Origin of the sequence: Ruegeria sp. HKCCA5463 (genome assembly GCF_013034175.1) — a bacterium.
Classification (GTDB): Bacteria; Pseudomonadota; Alphaproteobacteria; order Rhodobacterales; family Rhodobacteraceae; genus Ruegeria.
The window spans coordinates 73023-88003 of the sequence record NZ_WQFL01000004.1 but is presented as its reverse complement, the minus strand read 5'-3'; the positions used below and the strand labels follow the sequence as shown (position 1 = coordinate 88003).

Sequence of the window (14981 nt, the reverse complement as noted above, 5' to 3'; positions counted from 1 at the left end):
TTTTTAGGCGTTGTTTGCCGCGTTTCGCGAGCAGGGGTTCCAGCAACCATCCTGCTTTTCGGCGTGATGAAGGGCTGCAAACCCGGTGGCGCGGGTAAACGCGGAACGGGTCTCAACCGATCTGCGGTCGGATTGGCCGCCTGTTCCGGTATCCAGGCGGCCCTGCCTGTCAGAACCAGCGACCAATTGCTGTGGCGGATGGCGCCAAGGCTGCCGCATCCGAGATCGCCGAGAAGACAATGAATGTCGATTGGGACCACGAAGGTGTATCAAACGCGGTAAATCGGGTTGCAACGCCTCCGGTGCCGTTCAGGTTCGGGGGCGTCGAAAAGTCAGCCGGAAAATCCCAGGTTATTGGGCCGCTTTTGAAAAGAGCACCCTCAGCAGTCGTACACGCCACGGGCGCAAGCGTGGCCGTACAGATCTGAGTGCCGTCGGCAAACCGCACATAATCTCCGTTGGCGTTGCTGCCGCGCTCAATGACAGCGCCGGTCGGAACACCTGCGTTTTCCGCCACTGTTCCAAGAAGGTTTCCAGGGCCGTATCCGTAGTCGGCGCGCATCAGTCGGCCCGAAGTCGTGTCGCTGGCATCGGCCTGAACAGCTGCCCCCGACACGGTTCCGGCTACGGGATCAAAGGTCATCGCTTCAGTCCAGTTGCCGCCGTCAGGAGACACTTTGATGGAAAATTCGGTTGAGTCAGACAGTCCCATTTCCGCGTGACCCGTCCAGTTCGATTGGAACAACAGCGACGCGGTATCACCTGCGCTGGCTTTGTTGATCTTCAGCTGATGCCCGCCGCCTTCGTGGCTCAGCAAGGTCGCCGGGCTGCGAACGGACAAACGGTTCGTACTGTCTGAATTGGTCGCAACCCCGACTCCGTCCAGGTTCTGAGTGCTGACAGGCAGGGGGGCCCAGGCTGTTCCTGTCCAGAATTTCAGATCTCCGGCCGCTTCATCCCAGGCGCGCCAGCCAATGTCGGGGGTAACGAAATGCCAGGCGTTGTCCAGCCAGGCGGCAAGTTCACTGGCATGTCCTGCCCAGTCCCCGGTCGGGTTGGCTCCAAGAGCATGAACTTCGCCTTGCGCGGGAACAACAGGAGGTGTCCCGGAATCCGTTGACCGTACCGAGAGTTGCACGACCAGATCGAGCCGTCTCAGGGCTTCGTTGTGGGTAACGTGTTTTTGCGCCTGTGCCGGTTGCAGCAAAGGCAGGTTCAATCGGGGGGATGTTTGTGACACGGGGGTCCTCCTGTGGCGTCGGTCCGAAGCTTCGGTTGCGCGCTACCCTGCCGCATAGCGCGTCAATCCTGTCTGACCGGGCCGACCGCCCAGGGAAGATTTTGGTAAGATTCTGGTGTCTGCGAAGAACCCGCCGATGGGTGTTCCCGTGCAGAGCAATGCCCGAGAATCAATCTCGGGCGTAGATGTCGTCGTATCGGATGATGTCGTCTTCACCCAAATAGGTGCCAGTCTGAACCTCGATCAAAACCATGGGAACTTTCCCGGGGTTTTCCATTCGGTGTGTCGCTCCCAGCGGGATATAGACGGATTGGTTTTCGGTCACCAAACGCTCTTGATCACCGATGGTGACCTTGGCCGTGCCTTCAACCACGATCCAATGCTCGGAACGATGATGGTGAGATTGCAGGCTGAGCGACGCACCGGGATGCACATGGATGCGTTTGACCTGAAACCTGTCTCCGATCACAAGGCTTTCGAACCAGCCCCACGGACGATGATCCACGGGCAGGGATTCTGCCTGCTTCGCCCCTTTGGCCTTCAGCGCTGCAACGGCCTGTTTCACGTCCTGGGCCTTGTCCATGCTCGCGACCAGAACCGCATCGGGCATCGCAATGGCAATTACGTTTTCCAAACCCATTGCCACGACTTCCTGCGCCGGCGACTCGGACCGTATCAGTGCATTGCGGCAGTCGATTGCCGTTACTTCTCCGTTGGTCGCCACACCGTCTTCATCGGGGTTCGACAGCTCTTGAACCGCGGTCCAGCTTCCGACATCGGACCAGCCAGCGGAATAAGGCACCACGCTCAGGTTCAGGGCCTTTTCCATCACTGCGTAGTCTATTGAAATGTCTTCCACACCCGCCCATGCCGCTGGGTTCAGTCGAAGAAATCCCAAATCCGTTTTTGCCTCGGAAACGGCCTTTTGAACCGGCGGGATCAGTTCGCTCTCGTGCTGTTCAAAGGCTGCCAGGATATCGCGAACTGCAAACAGGAAGATCCCCGAGTTCCAAAGATAGCTGCCATCCGACAGCATCGCCTCGGCCGTTTTGCGGTCAGGTTTTTCCACAAAACGATCCAATGGGACAGCCTCATGGGTCGTATCCGGCGGATGGCGGAGTTTGAGATAGCCGTATCCGGTTTCCGGGTGCGTCGGAGTGATGCCAAAGGTAACCAGATCGCGCCGTTCACTTATTGCCCGTACGCCTTCGGCAACGGCTTGATGAAAGGCGTCCATGTCCGGAACCACGTGATCAGACGGCGCCACCAGCATGATGCCATCGGAATCTCGCGCCGCCAGATACAAGGCTGCGGCAAGAACAGCGGGGGCGGTGTTTCGACCTTCGGGCTCGATCAGAATTGGACCGGGGTCAATTCCGACGGCCATCAATTGTTCCGGGACAATAAAGCGAAAAGCCTCGTTGGTCAGAACAAGTGGCTTTGCTTACGGTGCCTGAGAAGGACCGAGCATCCGTTCCGCGCAATTCTGCAACAGGCTTGTTTCGCCGACCAGAGGAACGAATTGCTTGGGATAGCTTTTGTGTGACAGGGGCCACAAACGTGCTCCCGAGCCTCCGCAAAGAATGACGGGTTAGACTGTACTGGTCACGCACGTGCCTTGTTTTTAGTCAAGTAAAACAATCTGTGGCTACTGAGCAGCTTTCCCCGTGGCGACAATGTCATTCAGATATTGGCTCAGATCATCGCGCAGGTCTTCGCGGGCAAGAGCAAAAGCAACGGTGGCTTGCAAAAAGCCTGATTTTGAACCGCAATCAAAACGCTGACCATCGAATTTATAACCGTAGGCCGGCACTCCGGCGGCAATGTCCTGGGCGATGGCGTCGGTCAGCTGGATTTCGCCGCCGCTTCCGGTTTTTTTTGCGTTGAGGTTGTTCAAAACGGACGGCCGAAGCACATACCGGCCGATGACCGCCAGATTGGATGGTGCCTCTGATGGGTCAGGCTTTTCAACCATGCCTCTGGTGGGGACGACAGACCCGATATTGTCGCCAACATCGAGCACGCCGTAAGAGCTTGTCTTTTCCCTCGGAACTTCCATCGCTGCGACCATATTGCCACCGGTTTCTTCGTAGGCCTCGATCATCTGTTGCAGACAGGGTTTGTCGGCGGCGATGACATCGTCAGGCAGCATGACGGCAAATGGTTCGTCGCCGATCAGCCGCCGGGCGCACCAGACCGCGTGTCCCAGCCCCAGAGCTTTGTGCTGGCGGATATAAGCGATCGCGCCGCTTTCCATATTCGTTTTGTTCAGCACGTCCAGAAGCTTGTTTTTGCCTTTGGCTCTCAACTCCTGCTCCAGCACCAGGTTGTGGTCGAAATAATCTTCCAGCGCGGATTTGCCGCGTGACGTTACAAAAATGAACTCCTTGATCCCGGCGGCACGGGCCTCGTCAATTGCGTATTGCACCAATGGACGATCCACCAGAGTCATGATCTCTTTCGGAACGGATTTGGTTGCTGGCAAAAAACGCGTTCCCATGCCCGCTACTGGAAAAACCGCTTTGGTAACTTTGCGTGTCATGGTGCCTCTCAATTATCAAGTTTTGCCAGCAGAGCAGAAAATGTCCGGAATGTCCTCATAGGCTGCAATACCCTGTCAATCAATGATGCCTGATGGATCAGGCTGCTATCAGTCAAATCGTGCCACCTTGCCAAGGAGGAGTCAAAAGCCCGGTCTGATGCGGTATCAATACAATACTTGTGCACAAGGTGTTTGGATCATTGGCTGACTGCAAGGCGTAGAGCGGGACACATCACCGCCGGTCCATCACGAAAAACTCATAGGCTTGTTCTTCGCGGCGTGTCTCGCAGCTCACGGCTTTCTCAGAACCGACCCGACTATCTTGCCGCGCCGCTTATCATGTTATTTTTGCGTGGTTTTCCGACGCGGAAAACCGCAACCCGCCCAAAGTCGCCCACAACCCTCTTTTCGGAAGCAAACGGCTTGAAGGACAAGCCGCGTCAAAGGGTGCAGACGGACAGAGTATCTTCCTTGGCAAAAGCGCGGCTGACCGCCTTGCTCAACGCATCCGAGTTTTTGATTTGCCCTTTCAAATTGTGTTCTCGAATGGGCAACAATTGTCACCTGGTTCCATAGATAGGTTCTGGAAACGCCTGATTGTTGCACATTGGATCGATGAGCAGGCCGGATGTCAGAGTCGGCCGGGCACCATGGTTTGCCTCACGGGGCCAGGCTTGTTTTCATCAGCGCATCCGGAAAGCAGGTCTGTTCGATGCCCACGGTCTCTTGCCATCGACCTATCGAACGACGCGTTTTGAACCCCGGCAGCCCATCGACCCCTCCGACATCATGCCCTTTTTGTTCCAACGCCTGCTGCATCTTGGCAATATCGGATCTGTACAGCCCGCCGACCTTTCCCCAAGCGCCATTGAAATCGCCGATTCCGTATTGAATACGGTCGCCAACATGGCCGACAAACAAGGCATACAGGTCGCTTTTGTTGTATTCCTTTAGAACGTAGAAGTTTGGCGTAACCAGAAAAGCCGGACCATGTCGTCCTGCGGGCATCATCAAATACCCGTCACCACGCAGCTCATGGGCCGGAAAGGGGTTGCCCGAGACGCGACGTACCCCCATCTCAACCCAGTCCTGAATAGGTCGCCCCTGATCAGGGCCTTCCAAAGCGCAAGAGACATTTTGGGGTACGAAAACCTCGAATCCCCAGTCCCGTGCGGTGACCCAACCGTGCTTCATGAGGTAGTTTCCGATTGAAGCAATCGTATCTTCGGGTGACCCCCAAATATCAGCCGCCCCGTCGCCGTTGCCGTCGACAGCATAAGACAAGTAGTTGGACGGCATGAACTGAGGCTGACCCAAAGCGCCAGCCCAACTGCTTTTCATTTGCCGGGCGGGCTGGTGCCCTGCCTCTGCGATTTGCAGGGCGGCAACAAATTCGGTTGTGAAATAGTCTGCACGGGTGCTCATGAAGGCCTTGGTCGACAGTACCCTGAAAGCATCATGCCGGATCGGAACCTGTCCGTATCCGCTCTCTCTTCCCCAGATCGCCAGAATAATGCGGGCAGGAACGCCGGTTTCGGCTTCGACCGCCGCCAGAGTTGCGGCATGGCGCCGTGCCATTTTACGTCCTGCTGATGTTGCGCCTTGCACCGACCCCGGATTGAAATAGCGACCGGGTGAGCCAAACTCGGCCTGTTTCTGAACCTTGGGAGTTATGCGCGTGCTTCCCGGTGGCACCAGATCCGGCAATTTCCAGTCAAGGGTCACGTCGGAGAGGGCTGCTTGCATCGTCTCGCGTGTCACACCTTTGGCCTTTGCCCGGGGCCAAACGGTTTCCTGCAACCACGACTGAAACTGGCGTTCGATCGCCGCACGATCCTGCGCCAATGAGGGCTGAAAGAGCAGGATCAACCCGAAAGAGAATACCAGAATACGCATCTTCATTTTGTCTGTCCCGGTTGGGATTGCAAGTCAACGGTAAGATACCGCGCATCCTTGGTTCTATATACCCGAAGTTGAATTGGGTTAGACTTGGGCAATTTGTGGTTTGAAAAACTCTTGAGAAAATTCACGCACTTGTCGATAGTCGAATAAAATTTGTTTGAGGAAAGGGCAGTCAGTCATGGCACATGTAAAAACGCCCAATCCAATCCCTTTGCTTGCGATGGCGGTGATCCTGTTTGTGTCGATGCCGCACATGGTTTCCGCCAGCGACAGTTTCATGGATCCGCAAGGACCCATTGCCGCCATCCAGAAAACGCATCTGCTGCGGGCGACCGCTTTGATCATGGTGGCTGTTATCCCTGTCCTGATACTGGTGCCGTTGATCGCGTTTCGATATCGCCGCCGAAGGAACAGTCACGCAGCCTATCGACCGGATTGGGATTTTTCCGCGAAACTGGAATTCCTCATGTGGGGTGTGCCCGTTGTGATTGTGGCGCTCCTGTCGTTCTACCTTTGGAAGGCCACCCATCGGCTTGATCCGTATGCGTCGACATTTGGTGAAGACCCGGCCTTGCGAGTGCAGGTTGTCGGGCTGGATTGGAAGTGGCTGTTCATCTATCCCGATCTTGGTATCGCCAGTGTGGGCGAGTTCGGCATTCCCACCAAAAGGCAAGTGGCCATGACGCTGACCACCGATACCGTCATGCAATCCTTCATGATCCCTGCGCTGGCGGGCCAGATTTACGCGATGCCGGGAATGACCACGCAACTGCATCTGGTCGCGGACGTCCCCGAGGTCATGCAAGGCGAGAACACGCAGTACAACGGGCGGGGTTTTACCAAACAGAAATTTCGTACCGTTGCCATGCACAGTGATGAATTTGAAAGCTGGGCCCGGGAAGTGCGCGAAAATGGTATCCGACTGGACCCGGAAACGTATCAGATGCTCGCGATGCGGACAGACAGGGATGAGGTGCAGGCAGCGCTGGGCACCGACAAGATGCCAAAGGACGCGCTGTACTTCACGATGGAACAAGATTTGTTTCAAACAATCCTGCACCGCTATCACAGCGGCAAAGCACTGCCGGTGGATCAACAGCCGGGAACGGCATCCTTCGGGCAGGAGGTGCAGCAATGACGCCGTCCTATTCAGGATTCCTAGGCCGCCTCAACTGGGATGCGCTTCCGATCACAGGGTTGATCCAGAACCCGAACGCGAATGAGATCGTTGCCAACGCCGCGGCCGCAATCGTCTTGGTTGGCGTTGTCGTCGTGGTCAGCCTGCTCAGCTGGTTTCGGTTGTGGACGCCCCTCTGGCGCGATTGGCTGACCAGTGTTGATCACAAGAAGATAGGGATCATGTATGTCGTCTTTGCCATCGTCATGCTGGCGCGCGGCGTGTTGGAAGGCGTTGTCATGCGCGCGCAGCAGGCTGCCGGCCCGGGCGACGGGTTCCTGGAAGCCCAACATTTCGCCGAGCTGTTCAGTACCCATGGCACGATCATGATTTTCTTTGTCGCGGTGCCCTTTGTCTTTGGCATCGCGAACTATGTCGTCCCGCTGATGATCGGGGCGCGGGATGTGGCGTTCCCACGCTTGAACCAGATCAGTCTGGGCCTGACGGTGTCCTCCGGCATGATGCTTATGGTTTCGCTGGTCGTGGGGCGGTTCTCGACCGGCGGCTGGACGGCGTACCCACCTTATACCGGGGCCGCCTTCAATCCCGGCGTTGGGCCGGACTACTGGATCTGGGCGATCGTTGTTTCGGGCGTCGGCACGACGCTTACCGGTATCAATTTTGCCGTTACGATCTACAAGATGCGCGCGCCGGGCATGACCTTCATGCGGCTGCCGATGTATTGCTGGACCATCATATGCAGTTCGATCCTGATCGTCTTTGCCATGCCGCCGTTGGGCGTCGCGGCGCTTTTGCTGGCTGCGGACCGCTATTTGGACTTCCACTTTTTCACCAATGACCTCGGCGGCAATATGATGAACTACGCCAATCTGTTCTGGCTGTTCGGCCACCCCGAGGTTTACCTGCTGGTTCTGCCCGCTTACGGCATCTACTCCGAAGTTTTTGCGACTTTTTCGGCCAAGAGGCTCTACGGCTACAACTCGCTCGTCATCGCTACGATGTCGATCGCGGTTCTGTCGTTTACCGTCTGGCTGCACCACTTCTTCACCATGGGGCAGAGCGCCCTGATCAACGCCGTTTTTGGCATCGCAACCATGCTGATCGCCATCCCCACCGGTGTAAAAGTCTATGACTGGATGGCGACTTTGTGGCGGGGGCGCATCCGATTCTCGGTGCCGATGCTGTATGGATTGGCATTTTTGATGTTGTTCGTGATTGGTGGCTTGAGCGGGGTGATCCTGGCCAATCCGACCGTGGATTATCAGGTACACAATACATTGTTCCTGGTGGCCCACTTTCACAACGTACTGTTGCCGGGTGTGCTGTTTGGACTTTTGGCCGCCTATAACTACTGGTTCCCCAAGGCATTCGGATTTCGCCTGAACGAATTCTGGGGCCGCGTGACCGTCGCCCTCTGGACCATAGGGTTTTTGCTGACCTTCATGCCGCTTTATTTCGTCGGGCTGATGGGGATGCCGCGCCGTTCTTTCAGCTATGATGACCCATCTTTCCATCCCTTCATGATGGTGGCGATCGTCGGGGCGCTGGTGATTACCTGCGCGTTGCTCTCGGTTCTGATCCAACTTTGGGTCAGCATCCGCGACCGCGAAAAGACCCGCGTTCCCGTTGGAGATCCATGGGATGGGCGGACGTTGGAATGGTCTATCCCGTCGCCGCCGCCGCCGTACAACTTTGCGATCATCCCAACCGTTACGGACCGGGATGATTTTGCGGTAGCAAAGGAAAAGGGGGCAGCCTACCCAACGCCCGACGCCTATGAAGATATCGATTTGCCGCGCAATACAGGCATTGGTTTCGTTCTGTGTGTCATGAGTGGTATCTGGATGTTCGCGCTGGTCTGGTGGATCTGGTGGTTGGCTGCATTGATGACGGTTCTGATGATCCTGGCGGTGATCGTATGGACGTTCGACGACAGTACCGAGCTGACCATACCGGCGGAAGAAGTGCGCAAGGATCACGAAGCCTGGCTCGCACTGGTTCACGGTGAAAAGGCGGTGGATCGCGATTTCGAGACGTCTCCGGAAAATCGCGGCCTCGCCCGCCCCGATCTGGAGGCGGTGACATGAAGCGCGCGCCCACCCACAGCTATCCGGGTATCAACCTGGGGGAACGTCACGCGAGTGCTCACAAGGCGACCGAGGTCGTCACCTTCGGGTTCTGGGTCTTTTTGATGAGCGACCTGGTCTATTTCGGCCTGATGTTTGCGATTTACATCACGATGATCGATGCGCAGGCCGGTGGTCCCGGCCCGCACGAGCTGTTTGATCTCAAAAGCGTCTTTGCGCAGACGCTCATCCTGTTGACAAGCAGCCTGACGGTTGGCCTTGCCATGCTGGCGCTGAAATACAATCTGTCGCGCGCTCGCATTGTCTTGTGGTTTGGCGTCACGCTTTTTCTGGGCATCAGCTTCCTGGTGCTGGAGGTGCGTGATTTCATGGCCATGGCGGAACAAGGTGGCATTCCGCAGCGCAGCGGTTTCTTGTCGGCCTTCTTCGGACTTGTTCCGCTGCATGGTCTGCACGTCGCCGCAGGGTGCCTGTGGCTGATCGTTCTGGGTATTCAGCTGCGCGTGAAAGGGATGACGGACGTCATTATCTCGCGTGTGGTGCGGTTGGCACTGTTCTGGCATTTTCTGGACCTGATCTGGATCGGGATCATCACCATCGTTTATTTCGGAGGTCTGACCTATGGATAAACGCTCTGAAATGCACCGTCGCGAGCGTCGGCGCTATGTGATCGGATACGGTGGTTCGCTGCTGTTGACTTTTGCGACCTTCGGCGTGGCCCATCTGTTTGGGATCGAAACCCCCGGTGTTTACCTGACAATTGGATTGCTGGGTCTGGCCCAACTTGTTCTGCAACTTGTTTATTTCCTGCACATCGATCGCCGGCGCAGCAGTCGTGAAGACCTGCATCTGGTTCTGTTTTCCACGATGGTTCTGTTGATCATGATTTTTGGAACGGTCTGGGTGCTGGGCAATCTGGCAATACGAATGCACATGCATGTGATGTGATGCTCATGGGTCGTGTGCAGAAAGGGATACGAAAATGAAGCCACTCAAAATCGCAGCCGTGGCTTTGATACTTGCAGCAATTACAGTCGGTCTTGTTCTGTTCTGGAGGCACGAAGAGCGCTACCCGTCCACTCAGGATGCATATCTGGGCGCGAACATCATTTATGTCGCTGCGCAGGTGACAGGGCAGGTGGCCGATGTACATGTGATAGAAAACCAGCCCGTGAAAAACGGCGATCTGCTTTTCACGATCGACGACACTCAATTCAAGGTTTCGGTGGATGCAGCTAAAGCCAATCTGGACAGTGCGATACAACAGGCCAAATCCTATTCCACACAGATTGCGGCGGCTGAGGCTTCGGTGAACAGCGCCCAATCGGCCTACGATACTGCATTGAAGAGTTTTGAACGTGCGAAAGCCCTGTTTGCATCAGGCGATGTCGCACAGGCATCGCTGGATCAGACGGCCTCGGATTTCGCCCAAGCCTCTGCAAGGTTGACGACCAGCCAGTCCAGCCTTTTGGCACTGAAAAGCGGGTTGCAGGCGAAACAGGATGATATCCTGTCTGCGCGGGCACAGCTTGAAATAGCGGAAACCAACCTTGCCTGGACCAAGATCCATGCCGCGGCCGACGGATGGATCGCCAATCTGACCCTTCGCCCCGGATCCTCGGTGTCCGCCAATGCCCCGCAATTTTCGATTGTCGAATCGTCCGATTGGTGGGTGGACGCGAACTTCAAAGAAACCGCATTGACGCGCATTCGTCCGGGGCAGCCAGTCACGATACGTGTCGATATGCTCCCTGGGACGACGCTTACAGGTAAGGTGGCGTCAATCGGGCGAGGGTCCGGGGACACGTTTTCGTTGTTGCCCTCGGAAAACGCGAGCGGGAATTGGGTCAAGGTCACCCGGCGATTTCCGGTTCGGATCGAGCTTGACCCGACCGATGCGCCCTTGCGTGTCGGAGGCAGCAGCAAAGTTGTCATAGATACAACAGGTCCGGTGGACGGCAAATGACCCCTGCGGCGTCCGGCCATGTGAACATGGTGATCGTGATCGCCGTTGTTCTCAGCGCCATTCTGGAAGTCTTGGACAGTACGATTGTCAATGTGGCGTTGCCGCATATCCAGGCCGCATTCGGGGCGACCACGGATCAGGCGACATGGATTCTGACCAGCTATATCGTTTCCGCGGTGGTCATCATGCCGTTGACAGGGTTCGTCGCCCGACGCGTGGGCCGACGACGGTTGATCCTGACGGCGGTGACTGGTTTTGCCGTCATGTCGATGATGTGCGGCATGTCCTGGAGCCTTGAGGTCATCGTTGCCTTTCGGCTGGCTCAGGGTATGTTCGGCGCTTTCCTGATCCCTTTGTCCCAGTCCATTCTGTTCGATGCCTTCCCGCGGGAAAAGCGCGGACAGGCAATGGCCATCTTCGGTCTGGGCGTCGTGGTAGCGCCGGTTCTGGGGCCAACGGTCGGTGCGATCCTGACCGAATATTTTTCTTGGCGAATGGTCTTCTTTGTCAACGTTCCCGTGGCGGCCCTTGCACTGCTTCTGTTGGCCGGAGAATTGCCGGAAGACAAAACCGAGGAGGTTCAGATCGATTGGAAAGGCCTTGCTCTGCTGGCTCTTGGAATCGGGTGCCTTCAATTCGTTCTGGATCAAGGCGAGACACTGGACTGGATGTCGTCCCGCGTCATCCAGGTGGCCGTGATCGCAGCAGTTATCGGGGCGTTTGGTTTCATTCTTCACGCGTTGACCTTTCGCAATTCGGTTGTGGACCTGCGTCTGTTCGCAGATCGAAACTTTGCCCTGTGCAATCTGATCATCGCGGGTTTTGCGGTGTCTCTGTTCGGGGGCATCGCGATTTTGCCGACGCTTGTTCAAAGTCTGCTGGATTTCCCTGTCATCGCGTCGGGCCATCTGTTCATTCCGCGTGGCCTGACCGCCGGGCTGTCCATGGTTCTGACCGGCGCAGTTCTGGTAAACCGCTTTGATCCGCGCCTGCTGGCGGGCATCGGTCTGTTGCTGACGGCGATCGGGAATTTCATGATGGGTGCCATCAACCTCAATGCCGGTTTTTGGGAGCTCGCATGGCCGGGGGCCATCAGCGGCCTCGGGATGGGTCTTGTGTTCGTGCCCATGTCGATACTGGCTTTCGAGAGCATCAGTAAAGGCCGGCAGGACGAAGCCTCCGGTCTGTTCAACGTGACAAGGCAATTGGGATCGTCGGTTGGCATCTCGCTGGTCGGCACCTGGGTTGTACGCGGGTTGCAGACCAATACGGCGGTGCTCAGCCAGAATGTGACGCCCTACAACCCCGCAGCCCAGGCGTATCTGAGCCCGCTTGGCCTTGCGCCGGACAGCGCTGAAGGTGCTGTCATTCTGGGCCAAGAAATCATGAAGCAGGCCGAGATGATTTCCTATTTGACCGTGTTCAACAATCTGGGTCTGCTTGCCTTGGCGACAATTCCATTGCTTTTCTTTTGTCGCGCTCCGAAGCCCGGGTCACATGTTGCCGCTCATGTGCATTAGCGCGTCAAGGTCAGCCCAAGCCACAGGGCGAACCAGCACAGCGCCAGGCTGATCAGGATATTGCCAGCTGCCAGAACCAGAGTCCGCTCGCGCCGAAGTTCAAGAGACTGATAGGCAAAGCTGGAGAAGGTGGTAAACCCGCCGCAGAATCCAAAGACCAGCCGTCTTTGATCCTCGGGGATGTCTACAGGGCCGCCCAGATAGCCGATCCAGATCCCCAGCAGCAGGCTGCCCAGTACATTTACGATCAACGTTGAAAAGGGCAAATCGTGCCGCACTTTCAAAGCCAGCCAATGACGTAGGACCGCCCCCAGGCCTCCGCCCAGTCCGAACATCGCATGAAGATAGAGATCATTCATGACGGTGACCTCTCGGAATGAAAATGGTTGCCCAGCTTCTCTCCGACCAGCGCAGCGCCAATGCCGAAAGCGATTTCCAACCCGACGGCAAGCGGCACGGCCCAAAGATCACTTTCGGCAATACGTTCCAGATCAGCTACGAAAGACGAAAAGGTGGACAACCCACCACAAAATCCGACCGCGCCCAGATGCAGCACATGCGCGTGCACCTTGTGGCGTATTGAATACAGCCACCCCAAGACGAAACAGGCCGCCACGTTGATGCCGAAAGTCGACGTGAGGAAACTGAGGCCGGGGATTTCCAGCGCGAATACTTCGCGCAGCAACGATCCCAGCGCCCCGCCGGCAAAGACGGCGAGAAACATAAGGCTCTTTCGGTCGCGCCGGGGTTGGGAATGCGTCTTTGTCACGTGTATGCCTGTCGTGTTCTGGTATGCGTGGCATATCCACTGGCGACACCCCGTTCAACTGTCGAGCGGCCGTAACGCGTTTTCACGTTTTCGTCTTTGAGCGGATAAATTCCTGCGAAAGCTTGCAATTAAAAATCAATCTGTTTCACGTTGAGTGCTGTTGGAACGCGCAACGACCGGTCGGAAACACAAGGAGACAGGAACATGATTGTACGCAGGATCTACTATTTTCTGAGCTATGTCTGCCTGCCGCTCGTGTTACTGTTGGGGTTCTTCTGGCCACCCCTACATTGGCTTTTGGTCATCTTGGTGCCCTACGCGGTCATCGGCCTTTACGACATTCTGACAACCAAGCACAATGTGCTGAACAACTATCCGGTTCTGGGTCATTTCCGGTACATGCTTGAATTCGTCAGCCCGGAAATCCGACAGTATTTCGTTGAAACCAACGAAAGCGGCAGACCTTACAATCGGATCATTCGCGGGCTGGTTTATTCTCGCGCCAAGGGCCAGATGGACACGCAGGCTTTCGGAACACAATACGACATTAACGAGGTTGGTTATCACCGCGCAAATCACTCACTTGCGCCCAAACACGTAGATGAAAGTGAACTCCGCGTGATGCTGGGTGGACCGCAATGCACAAAGCCATACAGCGCCTCGCGTCTCAATGTTTCGGCCATGAGTTTCGGCGCGCTGAGCGCCAACGCCATCCGCGCGCTGAATGGCGGGGCAAAGGACGGAGGCTTTGCCCACAACACCGGTGAAGGCGGGTTGTCTCCTCACCATCTGGCCGAAGGCGGCGACATCATCTGGCAGATCGGGACGGGCTATTTTGGATGTCGAACGCCGGAAGGCGGGTTTGACAAGGACAAGTTTGCCGAAAGGGCCACAAAGGATGTAGTCAAGGCAATCGAGATCAAATTGTCCCAAGGTGCCAAGCCTGCGCATGGGGGCGTTCTGCCCGCTGCCAAGGTCGATGCCGAAATTGCCGAAATCCGCGGGGTGCCCGAGCATCAGGATGTGATTTCCCCCCCAACTCACAGTGCTTTTGACGGGCCCTCGGGGTTGATGCATTTTGTTCAGCATCTGCGCGAAATGTCAGGCGGCAAACCTGTCGGCTTCAAATTGTGTATTGGCAACCCGTCCGAATTCATGTCGATCTGCAAGGCCATGCTCGAGACAGGGATTTTGCCGGACTTCATCACCATTGATGGATCGGAAGGGGGAACGGGCGCGGCCCCGGTCGAGTTCACCAACCGTCTGGGCATGCCCCTGAACGAGGCGCTTATTTTTGTAAACAATTGCCTGCGTGGCGTAGGGCTGCGCGACAAGATCCGGATCATTTGTGCGGGCAAAGTGGCGACCGGATACGACATGGTCGAGAAATTCGCGCTTGGCGCGGATATGTGCAATGCGGCACGGGCGATGATGTTTGCGGTGGGCTGCATTCAGGCCTTGCATTGCAACACTAACCGTTGCCCGTCCGGGGTCGCCACCCAGGATCCAGTTCGCGGGCGCGCGGTGAACATCCCGCAAAAGCGGCGGCGCGTTCACCGGTATCACGACGCAACACTGGAAAGTTTCCGCGAACTCTTGGGTGCGATGGGAAAGGAAAAAGTTTCCGAGCTGCATCCACGCGACATTTTGCGGCGCACGGCGGACGAGCATGAGCGCACCTATGGCGAGCTTTACACCTATCTGGAGGATGGTGCGCTGCTGGCAGATGTGGTTCCCGAGGAATTCGCGGCGGATTGGGAGCGCGCTTCGGCATCTCGTTTCTGAGACCCGATCCGTTAACAGCCGTTCACCCAGAA

General features: G+C 56.6%; 12 protein-coding genes and 1 pseudogene. 7 read left to right on the top strand and 6 right to left on the bottom strand.

Annotated features, from left to right (window positions below):
- Window positions 1-169 precede the first annotated feature (169 nt).
- From GOW09_RS10380 to GOW09_RS10365, 4 genes and pseudogenes are all read right to left on the bottom strand, one after another.
- A complete protein-coding gene (locus GOW09_RS10380) occupies window positions 170-1240 on the bottom strand; it encodes a DUF2793 domain-containing protein (RefSeq protein WP_171118015.1) in 1071 nt (356 codons plus the stop codon).
- A gap of 169 nt (window positions 1241-1409) precedes the next feature.
- Window positions 1410-2825, bottom strand: a pseudogene (locus tag GOW09_RS10375) (mannose-1-phosphate guanylyltransferase/mannose-6-phosphate isomerase).
- Between the two features lie 63 nt (window positions 2826-2888).
- Window positions 2889-3782 carry a UTP--glucose-1-phosphate uridylyltransferase GalU gene (gene galU, locus GOW09_RS10370; RefSeq protein WP_171118013.1) on the bottom strand — a complete coding sequence of 298 codons (894 nt, stop codon included), beginning with the start codon at window positions 3780-3782 and terminating at the stop codon, window positions 2889-2891.
- Window positions 3783-4442: 660 nt separating this feature from the next.
- The gene (locus GOW09_RS10365) at window positions 4443-5684 is read right to left on the bottom strand and encodes a lytic murein transglycosylase (RefSeq protein ID WP_171118011.1); all 1242 of its coding nucleotides are present in this window, start codon (window positions 5682-5684) and stop codon (window positions 4443-4445) included.
- A gap of 178 nt (window positions 5685-5862) precedes the next feature.
- On the opposite strand from GOW09_RS10365, the gene GOW09_RS10360 reads away from it, so the two are divergent.
- The 6 genes from GOW09_RS10360 to GOW09_RS10335 are packed head-to-tail and all read left to right on the top strand — an operon-like array spanning window position 5863 to window position 12395.
- On the top strand, window positions 5863-6822 hold the full coding sequence (locus GOW09_RS10360; protein WP_253284241.1) for a cytochrome ubiquinol oxidase subunit II: 960 nt from the start codon (window positions 5863-5865) through the stop codon (window positions 6820-6822).
- Window positions 6819-8909 (top strand): cbb3-type cytochrome c oxidase subunit I, encoded by a 2091-nt coding sequence (locus GOW09_RS10355; protein ID WP_171118009.1) that lies wholly within the window; start codon window positions 6819-6821, stop codon window positions 8907-8909. Before GOW09_RS10360 ends, GOW09_RS10355 begins: the two co-directional genes overlap by 4 nt.
- Window positions 8906-9538, top strand: a complete 633-nt coding sequence (locus tag GOW09_RS10350; RefSeq protein WP_171118007.1) for a cytochrome c oxidase subunit 3 — start codon at window positions 8906-8908, stop codon at window positions 9536-9538. The genes GOW09_RS10355 and GOW09_RS10350 overlap by 4 nt, the downstream gene beginning before the upstream one ends.
- Window positions 9531-9857 (top strand): cytochrome o ubiquinol/quinol oxidase subunit IV, encoded by a 327-nt coding sequence (locus GOW09_RS10345; RefSeq protein WP_224856200.1) that lies wholly within the window; start codon window positions 9531-9533, stop codon window positions 9855-9857. Before GOW09_RS10350 ends, GOW09_RS10345 begins: the two co-directional genes overlap by 8 nt.
- 34 nt (window positions 9858-9891) lie before the next feature.
- A complete protein-coding gene (locus tag GOW09_RS10340; protein ID WP_171118005.1) occupies window positions 9892-10875 on the top strand; it encodes an HlyD family secretion protein in 984 nt (327 codons plus the stop codon).
- Window positions 10872-12395, top strand: coding sequence for a DHA2 family efflux MFS transporter permease subunit (locus GOW09_RS10335; RefSeq protein WP_171118003.1), 1524 nt, complete (start codon window positions 10872-10874; stop codon window positions 12393-12395). The genes GOW09_RS10340 and GOW09_RS10335 overlap by 4 nt, the downstream gene beginning before the upstream one ends.
- Here the strand turns inward: GOW09_RS10335 and crcB are convergent.
- Both crcB and GOW09_RS10325 read right to left on the bottom strand, forming a co-directional pair.
- Window positions 12392-12754, bottom strand: coding sequence for a fluoride efflux transporter CrcB (crcB, locus tag GOW09_RS10330; protein ID WP_152460498.1), 363 nt, complete (start codon window positions 12752-12754; stop codon window positions 12392-12394). The two genes, GOW09_RS10335 and crcB, sit on opposite strands and share 4 nt — an antisense overlap.
- A complete protein-coding gene (locus GOW09_RS10325) occupies window positions 12751-13119 on the bottom strand; it encodes a CrcB family protein (RefSeq protein WP_152460497.1) in 369 nt (122 codons plus the stop codon). Before GOW09_RS10325 ends, crcB begins: the two co-directional genes overlap by 4 nt.
- 249 nt (window positions 13120-13368) lie before the next feature.
- Here GOW09_RS10325 and GOW09_RS10320 point away from each other — a divergent pair, with 249 nt between their 5' ends.
- On the top strand, window positions 13369-14949 hold the full coding sequence (locus GOW09_RS10320) for an FMN-binding glutamate synthase family protein (RefSeq protein WP_171118000.1): 1581 nt from the start codon (window positions 13369-13371) through the stop codon (window positions 14947-14949).
- The last annotated feature ends 32 nt before the right edge of the window (window positions 14950-14981 follow it).

Bases quoted from the DNA above. Each gene is read 5' to 3' on its own strand.
- crcB (WP_152460498.1), bottom strand. From the start codon at position 12,754: ATGAATGATCTCTATCTTCATGCGATGTTCGGACTGGGCGGAGGCCTG.
- GOW09_RS10335 (WP_171118003.1), top strand. From the start codon at position 10,872: ATGACCCCTGCGGCGTCCGGCCATGTGAACATGGTGATCGTGATCGCC.
- galU (WP_171118013.1), bottom strand. From the start codon at position 3,782: ATGACACGCAAAGTTACCAAAGCGGTTTTTCCAGTAGCGGGCATGGGA.
- GOW09_RS10350 (WP_171118007.1), top strand. From the start codon at position 8,906: ATGAAGCGCGCGCCCACCCACAGCTATCCGGGTATCAACCTGGGGGAA.
- GOW09_RS10355 (WP_171118009.1), top strand. From the start codon at position 6,819: ATGACGCCGTCCTATTCAGGATTCCTAGGCCGCCTCAACTGGGATGCG.
- GOW09_RS10365 (WP_171118011.1), bottom strand. From the start codon at position 5,684: ATGAAGATGCGTATTCTGGTATTCTCTTTCGGGTTGATCCTGCTCTTT.
- GOW09_RS10345 (WP_224856200.1), top strand. From the start codon at position 9,531: ATGGATAAACGCTCTGAAATGCACCGTCGCGAGCGTCGGCGCTATGTG.
- GOW09_RS10325 (WP_152460497.1), bottom strand. From the start codon at position 13,119: ATGTTTCTCGCCGTCTTTGCCGGCGGGGCGCTGGGATCGTTGCTGCGC.
- GOW09_RS10360 (WP_253284241.1), top strand. From the start codon at position 5,863: ATGGCACATGTAAAAACGCCCAATCCAATCCCTTTGCTTGCGATGGCG.
- GOW09_RS10340 (WP_171118005.1), top strand. From the start codon at position 9,892: ATGAAGCCACTCAAAATCGCAGCCGTGGCTTTGATACTTGCAGCAATT.
- GOW09_RS10320 (WP_171118000.1), top strand. From the start codon at position 13,369: ATGATTGTACGCAGGATCTACTATTTTCTGAGCTATGTCTGCCTGCCG.